This window comes from Nocardia sp. NBC_01377 (assembly GCF_045040005.1).
Lineage (GTDB): Bacteria > Actinomycetota > Actinomycetes > Mycobacteriales > Mycobacteriaceae > Nocardia > Nocardia noduli.
Map to the genome: position 1 here is coordinate 4,123,504 of NZ_CP109566.1, position 23,501 is coordinate 4,147,004.

Below are 23,501 nucleotides of genomic sequence, written 5' to 3' on the forward strand. Positions count from 1 at the left end.
ACGATTCTCATAAAGTGACAAGGAGGATTCCATGAGCAAGGTCGATCTGCCGTACCAACTGTTCGACGCGGACAACCATCTCTACGAGACCAAGGACGCGCTGACCAGGCATCTGCCCGAGCAGTACGAGGGTGCGATCCAGTACATCGAGATCAACGGCCGCACCAAGATCGCGGTGCTGGGCCAGATCAGTGAGTACATCCCGAACCCGACCTTCGATGTCGTGGCGCGTCCCGGCGCCATGGAGGATTACTTCAAGTACGGCAACCCCGAGGGCAAGAGCCGTCGCGAGATCTTCGGCAAGTCGATGAAGGCGATCGAGGCCTTCCGCGATCCGGTCGCCCGCTTGAAGGTCATGGACGACTTGCAGTTGCAGCGCGCGCTGATGTTCCCGACCTTGGCCAGTCTGGTCGAAGAGCGTATGCGTCATCATCCCGAGCTCATTCACGCGGTGATCCACTCGCTCAACGAGTGGATGCTCGAGGAGTGGGGCCAGGACGGCAACTTCGTGCATTCGGATCGGATTTTCACGATCCCGGTCATCACGCTGCCGATCGTGGAGAAGGCGATCGAGGAGTTGAACTGGGCCGTCGTCGAGCACGGCGCCAAGGCAATCCTGATCCGCCCGGCCCCGGTTCCCGGGCTGCGCGGTATGCGTTCGTTCGCGCTGCCGGAGTTCGATCCGTTCTGGAAGCGGGTCGTCGAACTCGACGTGCTGGTCACCATGCACTCCTCGGACTCGGGCTACTCGCGTTTCGACGCCGAGTGGGAAGGCAGCGGCCTGGAGATGCTGCCGTTCAAGACCAACACCTTCGCCATGACCAACCAGTGGCGTCCGGTCACCGACGCGGTCGCCTCCTGGGTGTGCCACGGCGCGCTCAACCGCTTCCCCGACCTGAAGATCGCGGTCATCGAGAACGGTTCGGCCTGGCTCGAGCCGCTGCTGAACCAGCTGTCCGACGTCTACAAGAAGGCACCGGAGGGCTTCGGCTTCCGCGATCCGATCGAGGCCATCAAGCAGAGCCTCTACGTCAGCCCGTTCTGGGAAGAGGACCTCTTCCGTCTGTCGGACGTGATGGGCGTCGATCACGTCCTGTTCGGTTCGGACTGGCCGCACCCGGAGGGTCTGGCCGAGCCCGCGCGCTACATCCACGAGATCAAGGAAATGCCGCTGGAGAACCAGGCGAAGATCATGGGCGGCAACCTGGCTCGGCTGCTCGGGGTATGACCTGGCAGACCATCCCCGAGATGGTCCTCGGTACGGCGACCCGCTTCGGTGATGCCGAAGCGGTCGTCGACGGGGAGATCCGGTGGACCTACACCGAACTCGTCGACCGGATCCGTCGCGCCGCGGGTGCTTTCGCTCGAGCGGGTATCGACAAGGGTGACCGCGCGGCGATCTGGGCCCCGAACTCGGCGCAGTGGATCGTCGCCGCGTTCGGGCTACTCACCGCGGGCGGGGTGCTGGTTCCGGTCAACACCCGGTTCAAGGCCGAAGAGGCCGGTGACATCATCGCCCGCAGCGGCGCCAAGATGGTCCTGGTCCAACAGGGTTTCCTCGGCGTGGACTACAGCGGTTTCACCGCGGGCGGTGTGGCGGTGATCGATCTGAAGTCGGATTTCCTGACCGAGGGCACTGCGTTCGAACATGACGACATCGTCGGCACCGATATCGCCGATATCGTCTACACCTCGGGCACGACCGGTCGCCCCAAGGGCGTCATGATGAACCACCTACAGACGCTGCGGCTCTACACCGAATGGTGTGATCTGGCCGATCTACGCGAGGGCGACAAGTACCTGATCGTCAACCCGTTCTTCCACACCTTCGGGTACAAGGCCGGCCTGGTCGCCTCGCTCATCCGTGGTGCGACGATCCTGCCGGTACCGGTCTTCGAGGTGGACCGGGTACTCGAACTGGTCGCCCGCGAACGGGTCACCATGCTGCCCGGCCCGCCGACCCTCTACCACTCCCTGCTGCAAGCCGATGGCGCACACGACCTCTCGTCGCTGCGTTCGGCGGTCACCGGCGCGGCCGACATCCCGGTCGACCTGATCCGCCGGATCAGCGAAGAACTGCCGTTCCGGTCGATCATGACCGGCTACGGACTCACCGAGGCGGGTACCGCGACCGCCTCACGCCCCGGCGACACCTTCGAACAGATCGCCACCACCGCCGGACAGGCCTGCGACGGTGTCGAACTCGCCATCGCCGACGACGGCGAGGTACTCGTGCGCGGCTACAGCGTCATGCAGGGCTACCTCGACGACCCGAAAGCCACCGCCGAAGCGATCGACGCGGAGGGCTGGTTGCACACCGGCGATCTCGGCAGCCTCGACGCCGAAGGCCGTCTACGTATCGACGGCCGTAAGAAGGACATGTACATCGTCGGCGGGTTCAACGTCTATCCGGCCGAGATCGAGGGTTTCCTGATCCAACACCCCTCGGTCGCCCAGGCCGCCGTCATCGGCGTGCCCGACGAACGCCTCGGCCAAGTCGGACGCGCCTACATCGTCGCCGAAGCGCCGATCACCGAGGACGAGCTGATCGAGTGGAGCCGAGACCGCATGGCGGGCTTCAAAGTCCCCCGCTCGATACGTTTCCTCGACACCCTGCCGTTGAACGCCACCGGCAAAGTGATGAAAGACCAGCTGGGACAAGAGAAAGCGATATGACGGACTTCTCCGACTTCGACGCGCTGCGAGCGGCCGTCGGCACCGAGATCGGCACCGGCGACTGGTTCGAGATCGACCGGTCGCGCATCGACGGATTCGCCGAGGCGACCGACGACCGGCATCTGGTCCGGTACCTGAGCTGATCGACGCCGCGCTCGGGCGCCGGATCACCGGTCCTGAGCGCGGTTCTCGACCGCTCGGTGCAACAGCACCGGGGTGAGCGTGCCGATCCCCCGGATCTCCGCGCACGCCATATCCGTCAACCGGAAATCCGGGTGCCCGCGCAGTTCGGCGGCCAGCGCGGGAGCGATCACGACGCCGCCCGGCGCGGCGAGCGCGGTGAGCCTGCTGGCCAGATTGACGGTATTGCCGAAGATATCGCCGAGCTGATGGTGCAGCGGCCCCCACGCCGCGCCGACGCGCAGACCCGGAATATCGGGATCGGCGGCGAAGGCCCGGGCCAGGCGCGTGCAGATCTCCGCGATGATCACCGGGGAATCGGCGGTGAACAGGATTTCGTCGCCGAGCAGTTTCACCACGCTGCCGCCGTATTCCGACACCACGTCGATGCTTCGGTGTTCGAATCGCGCCACCACCCTGAGCAGGTCGGCGGCACGGCGGTCGCGACTCAGTTCGGTGAATCCGACGATGTCGGCGAAGCCGACGCCCGCGTCGCGGCCCGGCGGCGTTTCCGAGCCGGGGTCGAGCATATCCATCGCGTCCTCGAGCCTGCGTCGCCACAGTTGCCCGAGCATCCACTGCACCTCGGGAATCCGCTCGGCCAGCGCCGCGGTGGTGTCGAGGGATTCCGGGGCCCGCAGCATCTGGCCCGCGACGATCTCGGCCTGGAGACGAGCGAGCTGGGAGATGGATCTGGCGAGTACGCCGACCAGGTGCAAGGCCTCCGTCTCGTCGACCAGCCCCCGGTCGGCGTACCCGGTGACCAGACGAACCAGATCGACGTCGGAGGCCGCGAAATCGACGCTGGCGTCATCGACCCGCGGATAGCCGAGCGCGCGCAGGTAGCGCCTGCCGCGCTCCGCGGGCACGCCGACGGCGGCGGCCACCTGATCGGCGGTGAGATTGCGTTGCTCGCCGAAGGTTCCGACCACCGGATGCCCTCCTGGTCCGATCGGCTCGCGGTCCGGCTCGTCGCGCTCCGCCGTACGGGATTCGGCCCCCACCATCCGATCCTTCTTTCCGGTCCGTGACCCGAGCGCCGCTATGCCGACCGACCGACACTCGCGAGGATGTCCTCGTGGCGGTGGTGTCCGCCGCAGGATACGCACAGCGCGTCGTTCTCCGCACCGCGCAGGTGTTCGAACAGCGGCGAGTATCGCCAGAGTGCGGCGAAGCCGTTCGCGGTGCCGATATTTCCGGCCAGCAGGGCCTCGTGCGAGGCGAACGGGCAGGCGTAGACGTCACCGGTCGCGTCGATCAGGCACGCGGTCCGGCCCGCGCCGCATCCGACCGCCGTCTGTCCGTGATCGTCGGCGGCCGCGTCGCCGATCTCGCGCTGCCTGCGCCGCACGTCCAGTTGCTGACGGGCACTGGGGCGGGGTTCGTACCACGGCCGTCCGGTCCGGCGGGGCGAGCGGGGGCTCGAGGTGCGCAGGCGCACGCCGAACAGGTCGGCGACGGCGGCCATCGCGTCGAGTTGCCCCATATTCCGCTCGGTGAGAACGACATCGACCGCGAAATCGTAGACGCCGGAGGAGTAGAGCAATTCCATGGCGCGCACGGCCGCGCGATAGGCCCCCGCGCCGCCGACCGGATCGTTGGTGGCCTCGGTCGCGCCGTCGGTGCGGAAGCCGACACCGATGCGCCGCGCGCTCGCGGCGTCGACGATGCGCCAGAAGTCGGTGCGGACCATCGGCTCGCCGCCGACGATGTCGAGGTATGGAACGCCCATGGCGTCGAACTCCTCGACGAGCCCCAGGCATTCCGCGGTGCCGAGTTCCCGCACCGCAGTGGACGGGAACACCGCCTCCGACGCTTCGTGGTCGTGGGTCAATTCCCAGCTGACGCGGTGCGGCGCCTCGGGCCGGTGTCCGAGTTGTCCGACCACGGGTAGTGGTGCGCCCATACCGGCCTCCGTCGTGGTTGGGCCGCCGCGTCGCCGTGCGGCGGCACGAGCGGAAATGTCATTCTCAAATAACGGTAATCCTATTTCAATCAAGGGACAAGGCCCATGCCCCAACGGGATTTGCGACCATTGCTCGCATATATGTCGACCAGCCGGGCACCTGGGGTGTATGGTCGAGGACACGTATGAGAGTGACATTCTCTTCAATGAAGACTTATCATCTCGAAACTTTTCCAATCTCGAACCGGTGGAGCGCAGCCCCCACGCAGCCCCATGAACACCGAGGAGTCACGTGAACATCGACGACCTGATCCTGGTGAGCATCGACGACCATGTCGTCGAGCCGCTCGACATGTTCGACGGCCATGTTCCGAAGAAGTACGTTGACTACGCACCGAAGGTCGTCGTCGACGACAAGGGCATCGATCGTTGGATCTACCGGGACCGGCCGACCGGTGTCGCCGGGCTCAACGCCGTCGTGACCTGGCCCGCCGAGGAATGGGGCCGCGATCCCGCCGGTTACGCCGAGATGCGACCCGCGGTCTACGACGTGCACGCGCGGATTCGCGACATGGACGTCAACGGCGTGCTGACCTCGATGTGCTTCCCCACCTTCACCGGCTTCAGCGCCGGGCACCTGAGCCGTGGCGGCCAGGACGAGATCACCGTCGCGATGATCGAGGCCTACAACAACTGGCATATCGACGACTGGGCCGGCGCGTACCCTGGCCGTTTCATCCCGATCGGCATCCTGCCCATGTGGGACCCCGAACTCGCGGTCGCCGAGATCGAGCGACTGGCAAAGCGCGGCTGTCATTCGGTGACGATGCCGGAGCTGCCGCATATCGACGGCCTGCCCAGCTACCACGACCTCGAGTACTGGGCTCCGGTGTTCCAAGCGCTGTGCGACAACGACACTGTGATGAACCTGCACATCGGCCAGGGCTTCGGCGTGCTGAAGCTGGCGCCGGACGCACCGATCGACAACCTGATGGTGCTCGCGCCGAGCATCTCGCTCATCGCCGCGCAGGATCTGCTGTGGGGCCCCGCGTTCCGCACCTACCCCAAGCTCAAGATCGCGCTGTCCGAGGGCGGCGTCGGCTGGATCCCGTTCTTCCTCGACCGCTCCGACCGGCACTACACCAACCAGCGCTGGCTGCGCCGCGACTTCGGCGGCAAGATGCCCAGCGAGGTGTTCCGCGAGCACGTGCTCGCCTGCTACGTGACCGACCGGACGTCGCTGAAGTACCGCCACGACATCGGGATCGACAACATCGCGTGGGAATGCGACTACCCGCATTCGGACTCCCTGTGGCCCGGGGCCCCGGAATTCGTGCTCGAGGAACTCGAGCACGCGGGCGCCGACGACAGCGATATCAACAAGATCACCTGGCAGAACGCCTGCCGTCACTTCAACTGGGACCCGTTCGCGACCGTCCCGCGTGAGCAGGCCACGGTGGGCGCGCTGCGTGCCAAGGCGACCGACGTCGACATCTCGACCAAGTCGCGCGCGCAGTACGCACTGGAGTACACGCCCAGCGCGAGCTGAGTTGCACGACGAATGCCCCGATTCTCCGACCGGGGCATTTCTCTGTTCGCCGTTGCCCGGTTACCCCGATCGGAACAGCGAAAACCCGGCCGGATTGTTCCGGCCGGGTTCTGTCACGACATCGCCCGAGGCGGGCGAGCGATCTCAGCGCGAGGTATCTCCGCTCGGACCTTCCAGGATCGTCACGGCGGCGACCGCGGTGGGCCCACCGACGTTGTGCGCCAAGCCGATACGCGCGCCGTCGACCTGGTTGGCCGCGCTGCCGCGCAACTGCTCGAACAGTTCCACGCATTGCGCGACACCGGTGGCGCCCGGCGGATGCCCCTTGGCCTTGAGGCCGCCGCTCGGGTTGACCGGCAGCGCGCCGCCGAGCGCGGTGACGCCGGATTCGATGAGTTTGTACCCCTCGAACCGTTCGGCGAAGCCGAGGTCCTCGTAACTCATCAACTCGATGCCGGTGAAGAAATCGTGCACTTCGGCGACATCGATGTCGGACGGTCCGAGGCCCGCCATCCGGAACGCCTCGCGCGCGGCGCGGACGGTCGCGGGGAAGGTCGTCATATCCCGCTTGTGCTGGTGCATCACCGAATCCAGGCCGAGGCCGACACCGCGGACCCATACCGGCCTGTCGGTGTAGCGGTCGACCACGTCCTCGGCGGCGAGGATGAGCGCGGCGGCGCCGTCGCTCTGCGGCACACAGTCGTAGACGCGGAACGGATCGGCCACCACGGGGGCGTCGCGCGCCTGTTCCATGGTGATCTCGAAACGTAGTCGCGCCTTGGGATTCCGCGCGCCGTTGTAGTGGTTCTTCACCGCGACCATGGCCATGTGCTCATGCGTCGCCGGGGATTCGTACAGGTAGCGATTGACGTGCAGGGCGTACCCCGCGTGCGGGAACAGACCCAGCTGGGAATCCCAGGCGCGGTCCCAGGTCATGGGCTGCCACTCGCCGAGCAGATCCTTCTGCGCCGTCTCGCGCAATTTGTCGGCCCCGATCACCAGGGCGACGTCGACCGCACCCGATGCCAGCGCGTACAGCGCGTTGCGCACCGCGTCGTTACCGGTCGCGCAGGAGTTCTGGATATGGGTGACGGGCAGGCCGGGCAGGCCGAGCGCGTCGGCGAGCACCCCGGACGGGAAACCGTCGGTCGATCCGAGCGCGCCGAACCAGGCGGCTTTCAGATCGGCGGTGCGGAACCCCTTGTCGACCGAGGCCGCGCATTCGGCGAAGGCCATCGGCAACAGATCCTTGATGCCGAGTGCGAAATGTTCGGCGAAGGGCGTCATCCCCGCGCCGACGATGGCCACTTTCCTCATACCGCCTCCGGTTCCGGTTCGAACGCGTATCCGTAGTCGGGGACCCCGGCGCGCACGGCGACGCGGCGCAGCACCATCCGACCGCGGTCGCCGATGCCGACGGTGCCCGGATCGGCGCCGGTCACCTTGGCGACGGCACGCACGCCGACTTCGTCGAGTTCCACGATCACCAGCGAATACGGACTCTTCACGCCGGGTACCGGAATCCGCACCGTCGTCTCGGAGTACACGACGCCGGTACGCGGGAGCGGCACCAGGGTGTAGTCGGTGCTCAACAGTCCGTCGGGCCCGATCCGGTAGCGCGGCGGGAAATCCAGTTCGTCGCTGCCGGGATGCCTGCCCGCTTCCCAGCGGACCTTGGCCTCGAAGGCGCGCTCGTAGGCGGCCAGCGACAGCGGAAGATCGGCGCCCGGCACGGTGACACCTTCGGGAAGCGCCCGCGCGGGCTGTTCGTTACGCCGGACGTCGCCCGCGCCCGCGCCCGCGACGACGGTGACGCCGGACAGATTCGCCTGCTCCACTCCGACGAGCAGTCCTCCCGTTTCCCATTCGGCCATCGTGGCCAGGGCGAACAGGCTCGAACTCGCGCCGAGCGTCGGCAGTTGCGGCGGCGGACTCAGGCACAGCGCCGACGCCTGTTTGTGGTCGACGCCCGCCACCGCCACCGGGGTGTCGAGCCAGGCCGCCGAGAGCGAGGCCATGAGTCCGCGCTCGTGCAGCAGGCGCGGGTCGCCGTAGTCGTGCACGGCCCCGACCGCGTTGCGGGTGCGCACGGGAAGACTGCGCGTCACCCTGGCCGCGGTGCGGACCTGGATGCCGCCGCGGTCGGAGACGTAGGCCGCCACCGCGCCCGCGGGTTCCAGATCGACGCCGATCACGATGGTGCGCGGCCGCGCCGAACTCAACGCGTCCAAGGTCGCCGGAGCGCCGCCGAGGCGTTCGATCACCTCGAGTTCGGGATCGAGCCCCAGCCCGGCCAGCAACACCGCGGCATTACTGCTGTCCATGAGCGGCAGGTCCCGGCTGACCAGGACCACCCGTTCCACCGGCTCGCCGTGCGCTACCGCCGCACGGCCCGCCTCGACCGCCAGGGTGACCGCGTCTTCGTCCTCACCGGGCACTCTGCTGCGTCTACTGCCCCAACAGGGCAGATAGGTCCCGATAGACGTGACAAAAGGCATCGGTCACCCCTTTCCCGAGCTAAGACACCGCGCCCGCGGTCTTCAGCTCGATAATGCGATCCCAGTCCATACCCAGTTCGAGCAGAACTTCTTCTGTGTGCGCCGCGAATTCGGGGCCGGGCCGCAGCTCGGGCGCACCGACATCGAATTGCACAGGGCTGGAGACCAATTCCAGTTCACCGGCCTGCAACAGGTACTCGTTCGCCCTGATCTGGGCGTCCGATCCGAGCTGCAACGAGTCCTGAACGGGTGCCCACGGCCCCGCGAGGGTCGCGAACCGCTCGGTCCATTCTGCCAGAGTGCGTCCCTTGATCACCTCGCGCAGGATCGCCACCGCTTCGGCGGTATTCGCCGAGATCGCGGCGGAATCGGCGAAACGCGGATCATCGATCAGTTCCGGCCGATCGATATGACGGCACACGTCGGCCCAGAACTTGCCCGGCTGGAGCATCACGAACGACAGGTACCGGTCGTCGGAAGTGGCGTAGAGCCCCGACAGCGGGTTGGTCGGCGCACCGTGGGCGCCGGGAACCGGCGCGACCATCGGCTGCTTCTGCTGTGCCGACAGCGCGATGGTGTGGCCGAGTGCCCACAGTCCGCTACCGAGCAGCGATACGTCCACGACCGAGGTCTCCCCCGTGCGCTCCCGCTTCAACAGCGCGGCGGCGATACCGCCCGCCAGGTTGGTGCCGGAGATGGTGTCACCGAACGCGGGTCCCGGCGGCTGGATCATGCCGTCGGTTCCGGGCGGGGTGATCGTGGCGGCGACGCCGCCACGGCACCAGAACGCGGTCATGTCGTATCCACCGCGCGTGGACTCGACACCGCGCGGGCCGAGCGCACTGCCACGGGCGTACACGATATTCGGGTTCACCGCGCGGATGTGCTCCACGTCGATCCCGAATTTGGCGCGCGCCTGCGGCAGGAAACTGGTCAGGAAGACATCGGCCTTCTCGGCCAGTTCGAGGATGACCTCGCGTCCCTCGGCCACCGTCATATCGATGCCGATACTGCGCTTGCCGCGATTCGCGTGCTCCACGTTGGGATTCGGATCGCCCTCGACGGTGAAGGCTCCGATGCGTCGCAGGCCGCGTTGCGGATCGCCATTGACCGCGTGTTCGACCTTGATGACCTCGGCGCCCCAGTCGGACAGGACAGCGCCCGCCGACGGGACGAACCCGTACATCGCGACTTCGAGGACCTTGATACCTTCCAGCGGCTTGCTCATGCCAGAACCTCGGCGAAGGTCTTCAGCTCAAGGAATTCCTCGAGACCTTGACGGCCCATCTCCCGTCCGATGCCCGACTGCTTGTAACCGCCGAAGGGAGCGTCGGCGGAGAAGTAGTTACCGCCGTTGATGCTGAAGGTGCCGGTGCGCACGCGGCGCGCCACCGCCTTCGCCCGCTCGGCGTCGGCACTCATGATGCCGCCGGACAGACCGTAGATGGAGTTGTTCGCGATGCGGACCGCGTCGTCCTCGTCGGTGTAAGGGATCAGCGCGATGACCGGCCCGAACACCTCTTCCTGGGCGATCTCGCTGTCGGGATCGACATTCGCGAGCAGTGTCGGCTTGTAGAAGAAGCCGGGATCGACCTTCTCGCCACCGGCGACGAGCGTGGCGCCCGCCGCGACCGCGCGCTGGACGATGCCGTCGACCTTCTCCCGCTGACGCTCGCTGATCAGCGGTCCCATGTAGGTCTTGGGATCGCGCGGATCGCCGTAGCTGACGTGGGCGAACACGCCCGCGATCATCTGCGCCACCTTGTCGTGATCGGCGGCGGGCACGAGGACGCGGGTGGTCAGCGCGCAGCCCTGTCCGGCGTGGGTCGCCACGCTGAACGCCGCGAACTGGGCCGACTTCACGTAATCGGCGTCGTCGAGCAGGATCATCGCGGACTTGCCGCCGAGCTCGAGGAAGACCTTCTTCAGGGTCGCGCTGGCCGCCGCCATGATCTCGCGGCCGACCGGGGTGGACCCGGTGAAGGTGACGACGTCGACGTCGGGATGGGTGGTCATGCGCTTGCCGACCTCGATATCGGAGGAGGTCAGCACATTGACCACGCCCGCCGGGATATCGGTCTGCGCGATGATCTCACCGAGCGCCAGGGTCGACAGCGGGGTGTCGGGCGCGCCCTTGAGCACCACGGTGCAACCGGCGGCCAGCGAGGGCGCCAGCTTGGCCAGCGCGAGCTGGTGCGGGTAGTTGTAGGCGGCGATCGCGGCGACGACGCCCGCGGCCTCCTTCTCGACCCAGCGGTGATGCTGCTGACCGCGGATCTCGATATTGCCGAGATCCTCGCTCCACTCGTAGCCCTCGAGCAGCCCCGCGTAGTAGCGCACGATCTCGAAGGGGACCTCGAGCTGATTGCCGTGGGTCAGCGCGCGCGTGGCGCCGACCTCGGAGATGGTCAGCTCGCGCAATTCCTCGACGTTGTCGCGCAGCGCTTGGTACAGCTGGTTCAAGCAGCGTGCCCGCAGCGCGTGATTCGTCGACCAGTCGGTGGTGTCGAAGGCGCGCCGCGCCGCCGCGACCGCCGCGTCGACCTCGGCCACGGTGGCCTCCGGCGCGTAGCCGAACACCTCGCCCGTGGCGGGATCGAGCGAGGCGAGCGTCTGCTCGGTCTCGACCAACTGCCCGTCGATCAGTAGCCGCCGCGTCACCGCTACTGCCTGTTCCTGCGTTGACATCCCGTCTCCTCGCTAACAATGGAAATTACATTCTCGCTTCTGGAGAATGTAACATTCACAACGCGGAACTGTAGCAATAATCGACATCACGCGACAGCCCGCCACGCCCTCCATTGCGCTTGGCGACCGTTCAGCAAGCAGGCGACTCTTGCGAAGGTGTTCGGTGCGAGAGTACGGTTCTCACAACCGGAAGGGAGATTCTTGTGTTCGACACTACACTCGCCCCGGTCCCCGAAGGGGCGGCGCGCGACACCCGCGCGATTTCGTCCGGCAACATGGTCAACGGAGAGAGGTTCCAGGCGTGAAGACGGCAGTGGTCACCGGAGGCGCGTCCGGAATCGGTTTGGGTATCGCGGAGCGTTTGCGCAGCGACGGATTCCACGTCGCCACGCTGGATCTGAATCCGCCCGCCGAGGACGACTTCGCCTATCGGGCCGACGTCACCGATCCCGAGCAGATCGGTCAGGCACTCGACGCCATCCGGGCCAAGCTGGGGCCGGTCACCGTCCTCGTGAATTCCGCGGGTCTCGACGGCTTCAAGCGATTCCAGAACATCTCGTTCGAGGAATGGAAGCGCGTCGTCGACGTCAACCTGCACGGGGTCTTCCACTGCGTCCAAGCGGTGCTGCCCGACATGCTGGAAGCGGGATGGGGTCGTATCGTCAACATCTCCTCGTCGAGCACACATTCGGGTCAGCCGTTCATGTCGCACTACGTTTCCGCCAAATCCGCCGTCAACGGGCTGACCAAGTCCCTGGCGCTGGAACTGGGACCGTCGGGCATCACCGTCAACGCGGTGCCGCCGGGCTTCATCGACACCCCGATGCTGCGCAAGAACGAGGAAGCGCGACGACTCGGCGGAACCGTCGAGGACCACATCCAGCGCACCCCGGTGCGCAGGGTCGGCACCCCCGCCGACATCGCCGCGGCCTGCGCGTTCCTGATCTCCGAGGAAGCCGGTTACATCACCGGTCAGATCCTCGGCGTCAACGGCGGACGCAACACGTAAGACCCCGGCCCGCCCTACCGGGCGCGGACGGTGCAGCCCGAAACAGCAAGACGGAAAAGGAAGAACACCGTGAAGGTCCACGTCGATCAAGACCGCTGCCAGGGGCACACGCTGTGCGCGATGATCGCCCCGCAATCGTTCGAACTCAGCGATATCGATGGACACTCGTCCCCGGTCGACGAATCCGTCGCCGACGGCCAGGAGGAGCAGGTCCGCGAGGCCGTCCATTCCTGCCCCGAGCGCGCGATCTCGATCGACGAGTAGATCGGAACCGCTATAACCGTGGAGAACATCACCGATACCGATCGCAAGCAGCCACAATTCCACTTCGATCGTTTCGCGCCCGAATATCGGGAGAACTTCCAGGCGATCACCGACGAGATGCAGGGCGAATGCCCGGTCGCGTGGACCGAGACCTACGACGGCCACTGGGTCGCCGCGGGTAACAAAGAGGTCTTCGAACTCGCCCGCTGCCCGCACATGTCCAACGATCACGACCCCAACAGCACGGGGTCGGGCTACAAGGGCATCTCCATTCCGCCGCCGCCCCGCGCCAAGGGCATCCGCGCGGGCATTCTGGAAATGGACGAGCCCGAGCACAGGGAACTGCGGGCGGTGCTCAACCCGTACCTGTCCCCCGCCGCCGTGAATCGCTGGATTCCGTTCGTCGACGAGATCGTCCGGGCGTCGATCGACGAGAAGATCGAAAGCGGCCGTATCGATTTCGTCGACGAGCTGGCGAATATCACTCCGGCCGTCCTGACACTCGGCATGCTCGGTGTGCCGCTGAACAAGTGGCAGATCTACAACGAGCCCATCCACGCCGCGGTGTACACCCACCCGGAGGATCCGGACTATCCCCGGATCGCCGAAATGCACAGGGCGCTCGGCATCGATCTGCTGACCAACCTCGCCGAGATCAGGCAGAGCCCACGTCCCGGCATGATCCACGCGGTCAACTCGGCGACGGTCAACGGCGCGCCGCTGCCCGATATGGAAATCCTCGGGATGCTCAGCCTCTTGATCGGCGGCGGCTTCGACACCACCACCGCGCTCACCGCGCATTCGCTTCAATGGCTGTCGGAGAACCCCGCCGAACGCGAGAACCTCAGCCGGGACCGCGATCTGCTGCTCAACTCGGCCACCGAGGAATTCCTGCGCTACTACTGCCCCGCGCCCGGTGACGGTCGCACCATCGCCGAGGATTGCGAGGTCGCTGGCACGTCGTTCAAGGAAGGCGACCGGGTCTGGTTGTCCTGGGCGATGGCCAACCGTGACCCCTCGGTGTTCCAGGATCCGGAAGAGGTCATCCTGGACCGCAAGGGCAACCGGCACTATTCCTTCGGTCTCGGCATCCACCGCTGCATCGGCTCCAACATGGCCCGTATGGTCTTCAAGCGGATGCTGGTGGCCGTGCTGGATCGGATGCCCGACTACCGGTGCATCCCCGAGGAGACGGTGCACTACGACACCATCGCGATCATCCAGGGCATGCGGCATCTGCCCGCCGAGTTCACCCCCGGCCCGCGCCTGGGCCCGGGAATCGAGGAGACCCTGGAGAAGTTGCAGGTCGTCTGTGACGAGCAGCGGCTGGCCGAGCCGGTGACCGCGAACAAGCACACCGCGGAAATCTGACCGGACGACAACTGAAACACGCGCCGCGCGTGGCCGATCCGGTCGCGCGCGGCTACCGGCTGCGACGATACGAGGAGGCACTGTGGCAGAGGCGGAGAGTTCACCCGCGGCGAAGGCCGAACCGTCGGGGCGGCCATTGCCGCTGCTGAGTCTGGACACCGAGTTCTTCTGGACCTCGGGGTCCGACGGCGTCCTGCGCATCACCGAATGCCGTTCCTGCGCGGCGCTCATCCACCCGCCGCAGCCGATCTGCCGCTACTGCCGCGGCCACGACCTCGGAATCCGCGAGGTCTCCGGTCAGGCCGTGCTCGCCGGTTTCACCGTCAACCACCGCTTCGGCCTGCCCGGCCTGCCGCCGCCCTACGTGGTCGCCCAGGTCGCGCTGGTCGAGGATCCGCGAGTCCGGTTGACCACCAACATCATCGACGCCGATCCCGACAGCCTGGAGCTGGGGATGCGCGTCGAGGTCGTCTTCCAGCAGGACGCCGACGTGTGGCTGCCGCTGTTCCGGCCCGTGGCCGACCAGCCCGAACTCGCGCCGCTGCCGGTGGACGAGATCGCCCCCGAGCGTTTCGGCGAATACGTGCGCCCGATGGTGCGCCAGGAGAAGTTCGAGGACAAGATCGCGCTGACCGGCATCGGCATGTCGCGGCTCGGACGCAGGCTGATGGTCCCGCCGCTGGCGCTGACGGTCGAGGCGTGCGAACGGGCCGTCGCCGACGCGGGGCTGACCATGGACGATATCGACGGTATCGCCTCCTATCCCGGCGGCGGCAATGTCGGCGGATTCGGCGAAGGCGGCGTCACCGCGGTCGAGGCCGCGCTCGGCTTGCGCCCGACCTGGCACAACGGCGGTATCGAGACCTTCGGCCCCGGCGGTTCGGTGATCGCGGCGATGACCGCGGTCGCGGCCGGACTGGCCAACCATGTGCTCTGTTTCCGCACCGTATGGGAATCGACGTTCAACGAACTGAGGAAGGCGGGTCGCATCCCGTCCTCGGGCGGACGCACCACCAGCTGGATGATGCCCTTCGGGGCGACCTCCGCCGCGCACACGCTCGCCCAGAATGCCCAGCGCCATTTCCAGCGCTACGGCACCACCCGCGAGACACTGGGCTGGATCGCGCTCAATCAGCGCGCCAACGCCGAACTCGAACCGACCGCGGTCTATCGCGACCCGATGACGATGGACGACTACCTCGGCGCCCGCGCCATCACCACCCCGTTCGGGCTCTACGACTGCGACGTCCCGTGCGACGGCGCGGTCGCGGTCATCGTGTCGGCGGTCGACGTGGCACGCGATCTCGCGAAACCGCCGGTGCTGGTCGAGGCCGTCGGCACCCAGATCGTCGAGCGCATCGAATGGGATCAGAGCACCCTGACCCACGAACCGCAGGTACTCGGCCCCGCCGCGCATCTGTGGACCCGTACCACCCTGCGTCCGGCCGATGTGGACGTCGCCGAACTCTACGACGGGTTCACCTTCAACTGTCTGTCCTGGATCGAGGCGCTCGGCTTCTGCGGGATCGGCGAGGCGAAGGATTTCCTGGAGGGCGGCAAGAACATCGCCCGCGACGGCACGATTCCGGTCAACACCCACGGCGGCCAGCTGTCACACGGGCGCACCCACGGCATGGGATTGCTGCACGAGGCGGTGGTGCAGTTGCGCGGCGAGGCCGGGGCACGCCAGGTCGGCGGGGCCAGGGTCGCCGTGGTCTCCAGCGGCGGACTGACCCCGGGCGGCGCGATGCTGCTCCGCACCGACTCGTGAGCGCGAGAATGTCGGTCTCCCTATGACACTCATCGAGTCCGACCTACGCCCGCTCGACGGTCCGGCCCCGCTGCCGGTCGTCGCCGAATTCGACGGCATCCCGGTCTCGGGCCTGCTCGCCGAGGCGCCCGCCCCACGCGCGGTGCTGATCGCCCTGCACGGCGGCGCGACCGATTCGAGGTATTTCGACTGCCCCGGGCACCCGGAACTCTCGCTGCTGCGCCTCGGGCAACGCCTCGGCTACACCGTGCTCGCGCTCGACCGGCCCGGCTACGGCAGTTCCGCGCCGTTCACCGAGGAACTCACCCAGGCACAGCGGCGCGTCGATCTCATGTACGGCGTCGTCGACTCGCTGTTGGCGAATCGCGAACGCGGCGCGGGCGTATTCCTGATGGCCCATTCGGCCGGTTGCGAACTCGCGCTGCGGATGGCGAGCGCGGATCGCGGCGCGGATCTGCTCGGCCTCGAGCTGGCCGGGACCGGACGCAACCATCACCCGAAAGCCCAGGAAGTGCTGTGGGGGCCTCGATCCGAGGGCGGCCGCAGGCCGATCGGGCTCGGCGGACTGCTGTGGAAGCCGCGTCGGCTGTACCCGCCCTCGCTCGGCAGCGGGGCGATCTACGTGCCCGGCCCCAAGCTGGAGGCGCAGACCATCGCCGATTGGGCCGAACACCACTTCCCCACCCTGGCCGCGCGTGTGCGGATCCCGGTGCGCTACACCGCCGGTGAGTACGAGGCCATCTGGCGCAACGACCCGGAGGAAGTGGCGCGTATCGGCGCGCTGTTCGAGGCGGCGCCGCGCGTCGTGCTCAACCTGCAACCCAATACCGGGCACAACGCGAGCCTGGGCTATACGGCGGCGGCATACCACCTGAAGGTGCTTTCCTTCGTGGAGGAATGCGTTGTCGCCGCGACTACCGGAGAATTCACCGGACCGACAACACAATTCGACGGCGGCGACAGCGCGGCCAGGGAGGTCAGGTAATGGAGGTCACCGATATCGCGCCGCTGCTGCTGCGGCTGGTCGTGGGTGTCACGATGATCGCGCACGGCGCGAATCACTGGATCGGCGGCGGCAAGATCGCCGGAACGGCACGGTGGTTCAGCGGACTCGGGCTGCGCAACGGCGTGCTACAGGCATGGCTGAGCGTCATCACCGAGATCGGCGCGGGCGTGCTGCTGATCGTCGGACTGTTGACGCCGTTCGCGGCCGCCGCCGTCATCTCGGTGATGCTGGTCGCCGGACTGCTCGCGCACCGCAAGAACGGCTTTTTCGTCTTCAAGGAGGGCTACGAGTACGTCCTCGTGCTGGCCGTGGCCTCGCTCGCGCTCGGCTTCTCCGGACCGGGATGGCTGTCGCTGGATCATGCCGCGGGCATCGAGATCACCGGCTGGGCCGGTGGCGCGGTCGCGCTCGGCGTCGGCGTACTCGGCACCGCGGGACTGCTCGCCGTGTTCTACCGCCCCGCTCCCGCGAGCCCGGCGCCCGAACCCGCGAGTGCCGCACCGGAAACCACCGTCAGCGAGGAGGCGCACTGATGCGCGTCGGATTCATCGGATTGGGCAGCCAGGGCGGCCCGATGGCCCGCCGGATCATCGAGGCGGGCCACCCGACCACACTGTGGGCACGCAGGCCCGCGTCGCTGGAGCCCTACGCCGACACGGCGGCCGACACTGCCGAATCCCCCGCCGCCCTGGCGGAGAAGAGCGATCTGGTCTGCCTGTGCGTGGTCGGCGATGCCGACGTGCGCGAGGTGATCACCGGCGAGAACGGCATCCTGGCCGGAATCGCGCCGGGATCGATCATCGCCGTGCACTCCACGGTGCACCCGGACACCTGCCGTGATCTCGCGAAAACAGCCGCGGCACAGGGTGTCGAGCTGATCGACGCCCCGGTCAGCGGTGGCGGCCCCGGCGCCGCGGCGGGCACCCTGCTGGTGATGGTCGGCGGGCCGACCGAAGCCGTCGAGCGCAGCCGACCGATCTTCGAATCGTATGCGAATCCGATCGTGCACCTCGGTGACGTCGGCGCCGGGCAGGTCACCAAACTGCTCAACAACCTGCTGTTCACCGCCAATCTGGCGACGGCCAAGAGCGCACTGGATCTGGGCACCTCGCTCGGCCTGAGCCAGGAACGCCTCGGTCAGGTCATCTCCAACGGCACCGCGAACAGTTTCGCGCTCGGACGCATCGTCGACGCGGGCGGCACGCTGGACCGGCTCGCGGCGCACGCGGGCGATCTGCTGCTCAAGGATGTCGGTCTGGTCGCGGCCCTGGCCGCCGCGGCGGATGTCACCCCGGGAATCGTGCTCGACGCCGCCGACGCGACTCTGGGCTTCATGGATCGTTCACGTTGAGGGAGACAGCCGGCATGCGTATCGGATTCGTTGGCGCCGGGCGGATGGGCCGCCCGATGATCGAACGCCTGGCCAAGGCCGGGCATACCGTGCGCGCCGTCGGCCGCTCCGCCGAGACCAGGGCCGCGCTGGCCGAGACCGGCGCCGAACCGGTGGCGTCGGTCAGCGCCGCGGCCGCGGGAGCGGAGGCTCTCGTGGTGTGTGTCTTCACCGACGAGCAGGTCCGCGAGGTCTGCCTCGACGGTTCGCTACTGAGTGATCTGCCGCGCGGTGCGGTGCTCATCGTGCACACCACGGGGAGTCCGGCGACCGTGGCCGCTGTCGCCGAGGCCGCCGAGCGATACGGTGTCGAGGTGGTGGACGCACCGGTCAGCGGCGGACCGCACAATATCGCCGCGGGCAAGTTGACGGTTTTCCTCGGCGGATCCGAGGAAGCGGTCGCCCGCGCGCGAGAGGTGGTGTGCGCCTACGCCGATCCGGCGGTGCACGTCGGCCCGCTCGGGTCGGGACAGCGGGTCAAACTCGTCAACAACGCGTTGTTCGCGGCGCAGATCGGCTTGGTCGCCGACGCGGTACGGCTCGGCGAACAGCTCGGGCTCGACGAGGCGACGCTGCTCTCGGCACTGCCGCACGCCAGCAGTAGCGGTCGCGCGCTGCTCAGCGTGGCGAGCAAGGGCGCGGTGGCGCAGTTCATGGCCTCGGTCGGTGAATTCCTCGGCAAGGATGTCGCCGTCGCCAGGGCGCTCGTCGCCGAACTCGGCGGAGACCTGGGAATTCTGGAGGCGGCCATCGACGCGGGAGTCCCCGCGCACGATCCGGCCTGACCGCTCGGAAAGCCTTCTCGGGGCGCGGGTTCCGCGTCAGATGACGCGGGATTCGCGCCCTTCCCAGTAGCGTTCGCGCAGCAGTCGCTTGTACAACTTCCCATTGGGATCGCGCGGCAACTCGGTGACGAAATCGACCGTGCGCGGGCATTTGTACGAGGCCAGTTCCGCACGGCAGAACTCGATCAGTTCCGCGGCCAGCGCGTCGTCGGCCAGCGCCGGATCCACCGCCTGGACAACCGCTTTCACCGCCTCGCCCATCTCCTCGTCCGGTACGCCGATCACCGCGACGTCGGCGACGGCCCGATGGCCCGCCAGCACGTTCTCCGCTTCCTGCGGGTAGATGTTCACCCCGCCGGAGATGATCATGTGCGCCTTGCGGTCGGTCAGATACAGGTAGCCGTCCTCGTCGAGGTAGCCCATATCGCCGATGGTGCGCCAGCCCTTCGGATGGGCGGCGGCCGCGGTCGCGTCCGGATTGTTGTGGTACTCGAAGGGTCTGCCGCCGCCGAAATGGACGACGCCGACCACGCGCGGGCCCACCTCGTTGCCTTCGGCGTCGACGATATGGCATTCCTGCATCGGCTTGCCCACCGAACCGGGATGACTCAGCCAGTCCCGCGCGCCGATGTAGGTGGTGCCGATATCCTCTGTGCCCGAGTAGTACTCGCTGATGATCGGTCCCCACCATTCGATCATCCGGTGCTTGACCGCGACCGGGCACGGCGCGGCCGAGTGCACGACGTCCACCAGACTCGAGCGGTCGAAGCGGGCGCGGCGCTCGGCGGGCAGCCGCAGCATGCGCACGAACATCGTCGGCACCATCTGGGTGTGGGTGACGCGGCAGTTCTCGATCAGATCGAGGCATTGCGCCGGATCGAAACGCTCCATCACCACGACGGTCGCGCCGAGCCGTTGCCACGACATCGAGAACACCAGTGGCGCACCGTGATACAGCGGCGCGGGCGAGAGGTATACGCCGTCGCCGGTGGCGCCGGAGATCAACAGGCCGCGCGCGATCTGCACGGGCGCGGCGGTGGGATCGCCCAGCGGTGTGGCGGGCAGTTGTTTGCGCACGCCCTTGGGACGGCCGGTGGTGCCCGAGGAGTAGAGCATCTCGCGGCCCTCGCACTCGTCCGCTAGCGGACCGGCGGCGGTGGCGGCGAGGATGTCGTCGTAACGCTCGAAACCCGGCAGGTCACCGTCGACGGTGACGCGTACCGGGATATCGGACAGATCCAGCCCGGCCACCACATCGGCCATGGCGGCGCTGGTCACCAACGCGGTCGCGCCGCTGTCGGCCAGGATGTATTGGACCTCGGCCGGGCGCAGATGCCGGTTGACCGCGGTGTAGTAGAGCCCGGAACGCTGTGCGGCCCAGGCTACTTCGAGATAGGCGCGGGTGTTCTCCAGCAGGATGGCGATATGGCCGCCGACGCCGAGGCCACGTTCGCGCAGTGCCGTCGCGAACCGCAGTGAACGGTCCTCGAGTTGTGCGTAGGTGACCGTCTCGCCGCCGCTCGCCATGACGAGCGCGACCCGATCCGGGGATCGGGTCGCGTGCCACCCGAGCGTCGCTTCGGCATCACTCATGCCCGGCCGCTCGTTCCGTGCTCATTCTTCGACGATCGCCCGTTCGGGACAGTTCTGCACGGCCTCGCGGACCTTGTCCTCGTGTTCGGCGGGGATCTCGTCTACGAGCACCTCGGCGTAGCCGTCGTCGTTGATGGCGAACACCTCGTCGCACAGCACCATGCAGATGCCGTGTCCGCGACAGCGTTCGTCGTCGATGGAGACCTTCATCGTGCTTCGGCCTCGGCGACGTCGATGTCGAGGTACAGCTCGTTGAGTCCACGCAGGATGAACGTGGGCAGGTAGGAGAAGTTGCGGGCGTCGGCCGGACCGTGCCTGTTCTCGTTGATCCGCAACTCGGCGGTGCGCTGCAACAGACGCTCGATGGCGACGCGCGCCTCGGCGCGGGCCAGCGGAGCGCCGGGACAGCTGTGCACACCGCGACCGAAGGCGACGTGGGCGCGGGCGTTGGAGCGGGCGGCGTCGAAGGTCGTCGGGTCGTCGAAGCGGCGCGGATCGCGGTTGGCGGCGGCGTTGATGACCATCACGACACTGCCCTGGGCCACCTCGGCCCCGCCGACCTCGGTATCCACCTTCGCCAGCCGGAAGTCGCCCTTGACCGGGCTCTCCATCCGCAGCGACTCCTCGATGAAGTTCTGGATGCGGCTGGTGTCCTCACGCAGGTACTGCTGGATGTCGGGGCGTTCGGCCAGCGTGCGCAGGGCCGAGCTGAGCAGGCGGACTGTGGTCTCCTGGCCCGCCGAGAAGAGGTTGGCCGCCACCCGCACCACATCCATGACCTCGGGCGTGCTGCCGTCGGGGAAGGTCGCGGTCGCCATGCTGGTCAGCACATCGTTACGCGGATTGGCCCGGCGGTCGTCGATGTAGCCCGAGAACTTCGTGTAGAGGAATTCGATCGGGGCGTGCTGTAGGTCCTCACCGTCGGTGCTGCCGACCGCGCCACGCGAATGCTTCTCGCGCTGCAGCTTGTTGAGGAATTCCTCTTGGTCGTCGGCCGGCACGCCGAGCAGGTCGGCGATCACGTAGAGGGTGAACGGACCGGCGAAGTCGCGGATGATGTCGGCGTCTTCCATCACCAGGAATTCGTCGAGCAACCGGTCGGCGATCGACCACATCGCCTCTTCGTTCTCCTTGAGGCGCTTGGGGGTGATCAGACGCATCAGCACGGCGCGGTGCCCGGTGTGCATCGGCGGATCCATCGTCGGCAGCTGGTCACTCATCGGCAGCTTGTCGCGATGTTCGGCGATCAGCGCGTCGACATCCTCGACGCCCTCGAGCGAGACCGGGAAGCCGGGGAAGGGGCCGGTGACCGAGATGCAGGAGGAGAAACGCTCGACGTCGTTGTAGACCTCCAGCGCTTCCTCGTACCCTGTCACCATCGTCACGTCGTGATGGTTCTCCTTGGTGACCGGACACACCTCGCGCAGCGAGTCGAAGTACGGGTACGGATCGTCGACCAGCTCCTGTCCGAGGAAGAAGTCCAGATCCTGGAAGTTTTTCACCACTCGACGGTTCCCTTCGATGCTCCGGCGAGCGCACGGGGCCGACGCTGCCAGTTGACTTCCATGATTGAGAATAAGGCTCTCATCTGTGAATATGAGATTTCCATATTCATAGCTCCGCGTCAACCAGAGGACCGCCATCATGCCCAATGACCCCACCGCGGATCAGCGGTTTTTCCAGTCGACCACCCGGGACTTCCTCGCCGACACCGTCCCGATCAGCACGGTGCGCGCGCTGGGCGACTCCGGCACCGGATTCGACCGCGACTGGTGGCAGCGCGGATGCGAACTCGGCTGGACGTCCATGCTCATCCCCGAAAGTCTCGGCGGCGGAACGGTATCCGGTTACGCGATGACCGAACTCGCCCTGGTCGCCGAGGAACTGGGCCGCGCTGTCGCACCCGGCCCCTTCGTCACCACCAACGCCGTACTCGCCGGACTGGTTCCCGGCGCGGACCGGTTCGCCGAAACCCTCACCGCCGTGCAGAGCGGTGAGACCGTCGTGGCATGGGCGGTATACGAACCGAACCGCGGTTTCGAGGCGCTCTCCGGCACCGTGACCGGCACCCGCGCCGAGCCCGACGGCGATGGCTACCGACTGACCGGCGTCAAGGACCGGGTCGAGGCGGGCGATCAGGCGGATGTGTTCCTCGTCTCCGCCGAGAGCGAGCGGGGCCCGATCCAGTTGCTCGTGCGTGCCGACGCCCCCGGCGTGACGGTGACCCCGGCCTGGACCCTGGACCTGGTGCGCCGCACCGCGCAGGTGTCGTTCGAGAATGTCGAGGTCGCGGCGGACGCCGTAGTCAACGTCGGCGCCGAGGCCGCCGATTCGATCAGGACCCAGGCGCTCACCGCCGCGGTGCTGACGGCGACCGAGACGGTCGGCGCCACCGGCCCCGCCTTCGACTCGACGCTGGAATGGCTCACCGATCGCTACACCTTCGGCAGGCCGCTGGCGTCCTACCAGGCGCTCAAGCATCGCATGGCCGACAACAAGACCTGGCTCGAAGCCTGCAAGGCGACCGTGGCCGCGGCCGCCGCGGCGTGGGACGAGGACGCGGCGGGCGCGGCCGAGACCGTCAGCATCGCGAAATCCTTCGCGGGCGCGAAGGCGACCGAGATCGCCCAGGACTGCGTGCAGTTGCACGGCGGCATCGGCGTCACCTGGGAACACGACCTGCACCTCTACCTGCGTCGGGTGACCCTCGGCCGCACCCTGTACGGCACCCCGGAAGAGCACCGGCGCCACATCACCGACCTGCTCGACACCGCGGCAGCCTGAGTCGCACCGAATCTCCAGGAAGGCACCTCAC

At 67.4% G+C, this 23,501-nt stretch carries 22 protein-coding genes; 13 read left to right on the forward strand and 9 right to left on the reverse strand.

Annotation, left to right across the window (positions count from 1 at the left end):
- The first annotated feature begins 31 nt into the window (after positions 1–31).
- From OG225_RS19050 to OG225_RS19060, 3 genes are read left to right on the forward strand one after another with little or no spacing between them, the layout of a single operon-like run.
- Complete coding sequence (locus OG225_RS19050) at positions 32–1,228, forward strand: amidohydrolase family protein (protein WP_405182900.1); 1,197 nt, start codon at positions 32–34, stop codon at positions 1,226–1,228.
- Positions 1,225–2,676, forward strand: coding sequence for a FadD3 family acyl-CoA ligase (locus tag OG225_RS19055; RefSeq protein ID WP_405182901.1), 1,452 nt, complete (start codon positions 1,225–1,227; stop codon positions 2,674–2,676). The genes OG225_RS19050 and OG225_RS19055 overlap by 4 nt, the downstream gene beginning before the upstream one ends.
- Positions 2,673–2,819, forward strand: coding sequence for a hypothetical protein (locus OG225_RS19060; protein WP_405182902.1), 147 nt, complete (start codon positions 2,673–2,675; stop codon positions 2,817–2,819). Before OG225_RS19055 ends, OG225_RS19060 begins: the two co-directional genes overlap by 4 nt.
- Before the next feature lie 24 nt (positions 2,820–2,843).
- Here the strand turns inward: OG225_RS19060 and OG225_RS19065 are convergent, their stop codons facing one another.
- Complete coding sequence (locus OG225_RS19065) at positions 2,844–3,863, reverse strand: hypothetical protein (protein WP_405182903.1); 1,020 nt, start codon at positions 3,861–3,863, stop codon at positions 2,844–2,846.
- Between the two features lie 35 nt (positions 3,864–3,898).
- Positions 3,899–4,762 carry an SPASM domain-containing protein gene (locus OG225_RS19070; protein ID WP_405182904.1) on the reverse strand — a complete coding sequence of 288 codons (864 nt, stop codon included), beginning with the start codon at positions 4,760–4,762 and terminating at the stop codon, positions 3,899–3,901.
- Positions 4,763–5,054: 292 nt separating this feature from the next.
- Between OG225_RS19070 and OG225_RS19075 the strand changes: the two genes are divergently transcribed.
- The gene (locus OG225_RS19075) at positions 5,055–6,311 is read left to right on the forward strand and encodes an amidohydrolase family protein (protein ID WP_405182905.1); all 1,257 of its coding nucleotides are present in this window, start codon (positions 5,055–5,057) and stop codon (positions 6,309–6,311) included.
- Between the two features lie 144 nt (positions 6,312–6,455).
- Here OG225_RS19075 and OG225_RS19080 read toward each other — a convergent pair whose 3' ends face one another.
- The 4 genes from OG225_RS19080 to OG225_RS19095 are packed head-to-tail and all read right to left on the reverse strand — an operon-like array spanning position 6,456 to position 11,497.
- Positions 6,456–7,628 carry a thiolase C-terminal domain-containing protein gene (locus OG225_RS19080; protein ID WP_405182906.1) on the reverse strand — a complete coding sequence of 391 codons (1,173 nt, stop codon included), beginning with the start codon at positions 7,626–7,628 and terminating at the stop codon, positions 6,456–6,458.
- On the reverse strand, positions 7,625–8,809 hold the full coding sequence (locus OG225_RS19085) for an OB-fold domain-containing protein (protein ID WP_405182907.1): 1,185 nt from the start codon (positions 8,807–8,809) through the stop codon (positions 7,625–7,627). The genes OG225_RS19080 and OG225_RS19085 overlap by 4 nt, the downstream gene beginning before the upstream one ends.
- Before the next feature lie 19 nt (positions 8,810–8,828).
- Positions 8,829–10,037 (reverse strand): CaiB/BaiF CoA transferase family protein, encoded by a 1,209-nt coding sequence (locus OG225_RS19090; RefSeq protein ID WP_405182908.1) that lies wholly within the window; start codon positions 10,035–10,037, stop codon positions 8,829–8,831.
- The gene (locus OG225_RS19095; RefSeq protein WP_405182909.1) at positions 10,034–11,497 is read right to left on the reverse strand and encodes an aldehyde dehydrogenase family protein; all 1,464 of its coding nucleotides are present in this window, start codon (positions 11,495–11,497) and stop codon (positions 10,034–10,036) included. The genes OG225_RS19090 and OG225_RS19095 overlap by 4 nt, the downstream gene beginning before the upstream one ends.
- Before the next feature lie 301 nt (positions 11,498–11,798).
- Between OG225_RS19095 and OG225_RS19100 the strand changes: the two genes are divergently transcribed.
- The 8 genes from OG225_RS19100 to OG225_RS19135 all read left to right on the forward strand — a co-directional run bounded on the left by OG225_RS19100 (position 11,799) and on the right by OG225_RS19135 (position 19,093).
- A complete protein-coding gene (locus tag OG225_RS19100; protein WP_216909394.1) occupies positions 11,799–12,506 on the forward strand; it encodes an SDR family NAD(P)-dependent oxidoreductase in 708 nt (235 codons plus the stop codon).
- 69 nt (positions 12,507–12,575) lie between these two features.
- Positions 12,576–12,770: a ferredoxin gene (locus OG225_RS19105; protein ID WP_109530409.1), complete on the forward strand. Its 195-nt coding sequence runs from the start codon at positions 12,576–12,578 to the stop codon at positions 12,768–12,770.
- A complete protein-coding gene (locus tag OG225_RS19110) occupies positions 12,771–14,141 on the forward strand; it encodes a cytochrome P450 (protein WP_405183299.1) in 1,371 nt (456 codons plus the stop codon).
- A gap of 82 nt (positions 14,142–14,223) precedes the next feature.
- A complete protein-coding gene (locus OG225_RS19115; RefSeq protein ID WP_405182910.1) occupies positions 14,224–15,912 on the forward strand; it encodes a thiolase C-terminal domain-containing protein in 1,689 nt (562 codons plus the stop codon).
- A 22-nt stretch (positions 15,913–15,934) separates the two neighbouring features.
- On the forward strand, positions 15,935–16,897 hold the full coding sequence (locus tag OG225_RS19120) for an alpha/beta hydrolase (RefSeq protein WP_405182911.1): 963 nt from the start codon (positions 15,935–15,937) through the stop codon (positions 16,895–16,897).
- On the forward strand, positions 16,897–17,451 hold the full coding sequence (locus tag OG225_RS19125; protein ID WP_216909407.1) for a DoxX family protein: 555 nt from the start codon (positions 16,897–16,899) through the stop codon (positions 17,449–17,451). The genes OG225_RS19120 and OG225_RS19125 overlap by 1 nt, the downstream gene beginning before the upstream one ends.
- Positions 17,451–18,269, forward strand: a complete 819-nt coding sequence (locus OG225_RS19130) for an NAD(P)-dependent oxidoreductase (RefSeq protein WP_405182912.1) — start codon at positions 17,451–17,453, stop codon at positions 18,267–18,269. Before OG225_RS19125 ends, OG225_RS19130 begins: the two co-directional genes overlap by 1 nt.
- 14 nt (positions 18,270–18,283) lie before the next feature.
- On the forward strand, positions 18,284–19,093 hold the full coding sequence (locus tag OG225_RS19135; RefSeq protein WP_405182913.1) for an NAD(P)-dependent oxidoreductase: 810 nt from the start codon (positions 18,284–18,286) through the stop codon (positions 19,091–19,093).
- Positions 19,094–19,129: 36 nt separating this feature from the next.
- Here OG225_RS19135 and OG225_RS19140 read toward each other — a convergent pair whose 3' ends face one another.
- From OG225_RS19140 to OG225_RS19150, 3 genes are read right to left on the reverse strand one after another with little or no spacing between them, the layout of a single operon-like run.
- Complete coding sequence (locus tag OG225_RS19140) at positions 19,130–20,686, reverse strand: acyl-CoA synthetase (RefSeq protein ID WP_405182914.1); 1,557 nt, start codon at positions 20,684–20,686, stop codon at positions 19,130–19,132.
- A gap of 21 nt (positions 20,687–20,707) precedes the next feature.
- The gene (locus tag OG225_RS19145) at positions 20,708–20,896 is read right to left on the reverse strand and encodes a ferredoxin (RefSeq protein ID WP_109530416.1); all 189 of its coding nucleotides are present in this window, start codon (positions 20,894–20,896) and stop codon (positions 20,708–20,710) included.
- Positions 20,893–22,191, reverse strand: a complete 1,299-nt coding sequence (locus OG225_RS19150) for a cytochrome P450 (protein WP_405182915.1) — start codon at positions 22,189–22,191, stop codon at positions 20,893–20,895. The genes OG225_RS19145 and OG225_RS19150 overlap by 4 nt, the downstream gene beginning before the upstream one ends.
- Before the next feature lie 139 nt (positions 22,192–22,330).
- On the opposite strand from OG225_RS19150, the gene OG225_RS19155 reads away from it, so the two are divergent.
- A complete protein-coding gene (locus tag OG225_RS19155) occupies positions 22,331–23,470 on the forward strand; it encodes an acyl-CoA dehydrogenase family protein (protein ID WP_405182916.1) in 1,140 nt (379 codons plus the stop codon).
- The last annotated feature ends 31 nt before the right edge of the window (positions 23,471–23,501 follow it).

Coding starts and splice junctions, on each gene's coding strand:
- OG225_RS19130 (WP_405182912.1), top strand. CDS start 17,451: ATGCGCGTCGGATTCATCGGATTGGGCAGCCAGGGCGGCCCGATGGCC.
- OG225_RS19080 (WP_405182906.1), bottom strand. CDS start 7,628: ATGAGGAAAGTGGCCATCGTCGGCGCGGGGATGACGCCCTTCGCCGAA.
- OG225_RS19095 (WP_405182909.1), bottom strand. CDS start 11,497: ATGTCAACGCAGGAACAGGCAGTAGCGGTGACGCGGCGGCTACTGATC.
- OG225_RS19085 (WP_405182907.1), bottom strand. CDS start 8,809: ATGCCTTTTGTCACGTCTATCGGGACCTATCTGCCCTGTTGGGGCAGT.
- OG225_RS19135 (WP_405182913.1), top strand. CDS start 18,284: ATGCGTATCGGATTCGTTGGCGCCGGGCGGATGGGCCGCCCGATGATC.
- OG225_RS19090 (WP_405182908.1), bottom strand. CDS start 10,037: ATGAGCAAGCCGCTGGAAGGTATCAAGGTCCTCGAAGTCGCGATGTAC.
- OG225_RS19055 (WP_405182901.1), top strand. CDS start 1,225: ATGACCTGGCAGACCATCCCCGAGATGGTCCTCGGTACGGCGACCCGC.
- OG225_RS19070 (WP_405182904.1), bottom strand. CDS start 4,762: ATGGGCGCACCACTACCCGTGGTCGGACAACTCGGACACCGGCCCGAG.
- OG225_RS19050 (WP_405182900.1), top strand. CDS start 32: ATGAGCAAGGTCGATCTGCCGTACCAACTGTTCGACGCGGACAACCAT.
- OG225_RS19060 (WP_405182902.1), top strand. CDS start 2,673: ATGACGGACTTCTCCGACTTCGACGCGCTGCGAGCGGCCGTCGGCACC.
- OG225_RS19125 (WP_216909407.1), top strand. CDS start 16,897: ATGGAGGTCACCGATATCGCGCCGCTGCTGCTGCGGCTGGTCGTGGGT.
- OG225_RS19145 (WP_109530416.1), bottom strand. CDS start 20,896: ATGAAGGTCTCCATCGACGACGAACGCTGTCGCGGACACGGCATCTGC.
- OG225_RS19155 (WP_405182916.1), top strand. CDS start 22,331: ATGCCCAATGACCCCACCGCGGATCAGCGGTTTTTCCAGTCGACCACC.
- OG225_RS19140 (WP_405182914.1), bottom strand. CDS start 20,686: ATGAGTGATGCCGAAGCGACGCTCGGGTGGCACGCGACCCGATCCCCG.
- OG225_RS19120 (WP_405182911.1), top strand. CDS start 15,935: ATGACACTCATCGAGTCCGACCTACGCCCGCTCGACGGTCCGGCCCCG.
- OG225_RS19065 (WP_405182903.1), bottom strand. CDS start 3,863: ATGGTGGGGGCCGAATCCCGTACGGCGGAGCGCGACGAGCCGGACCGC.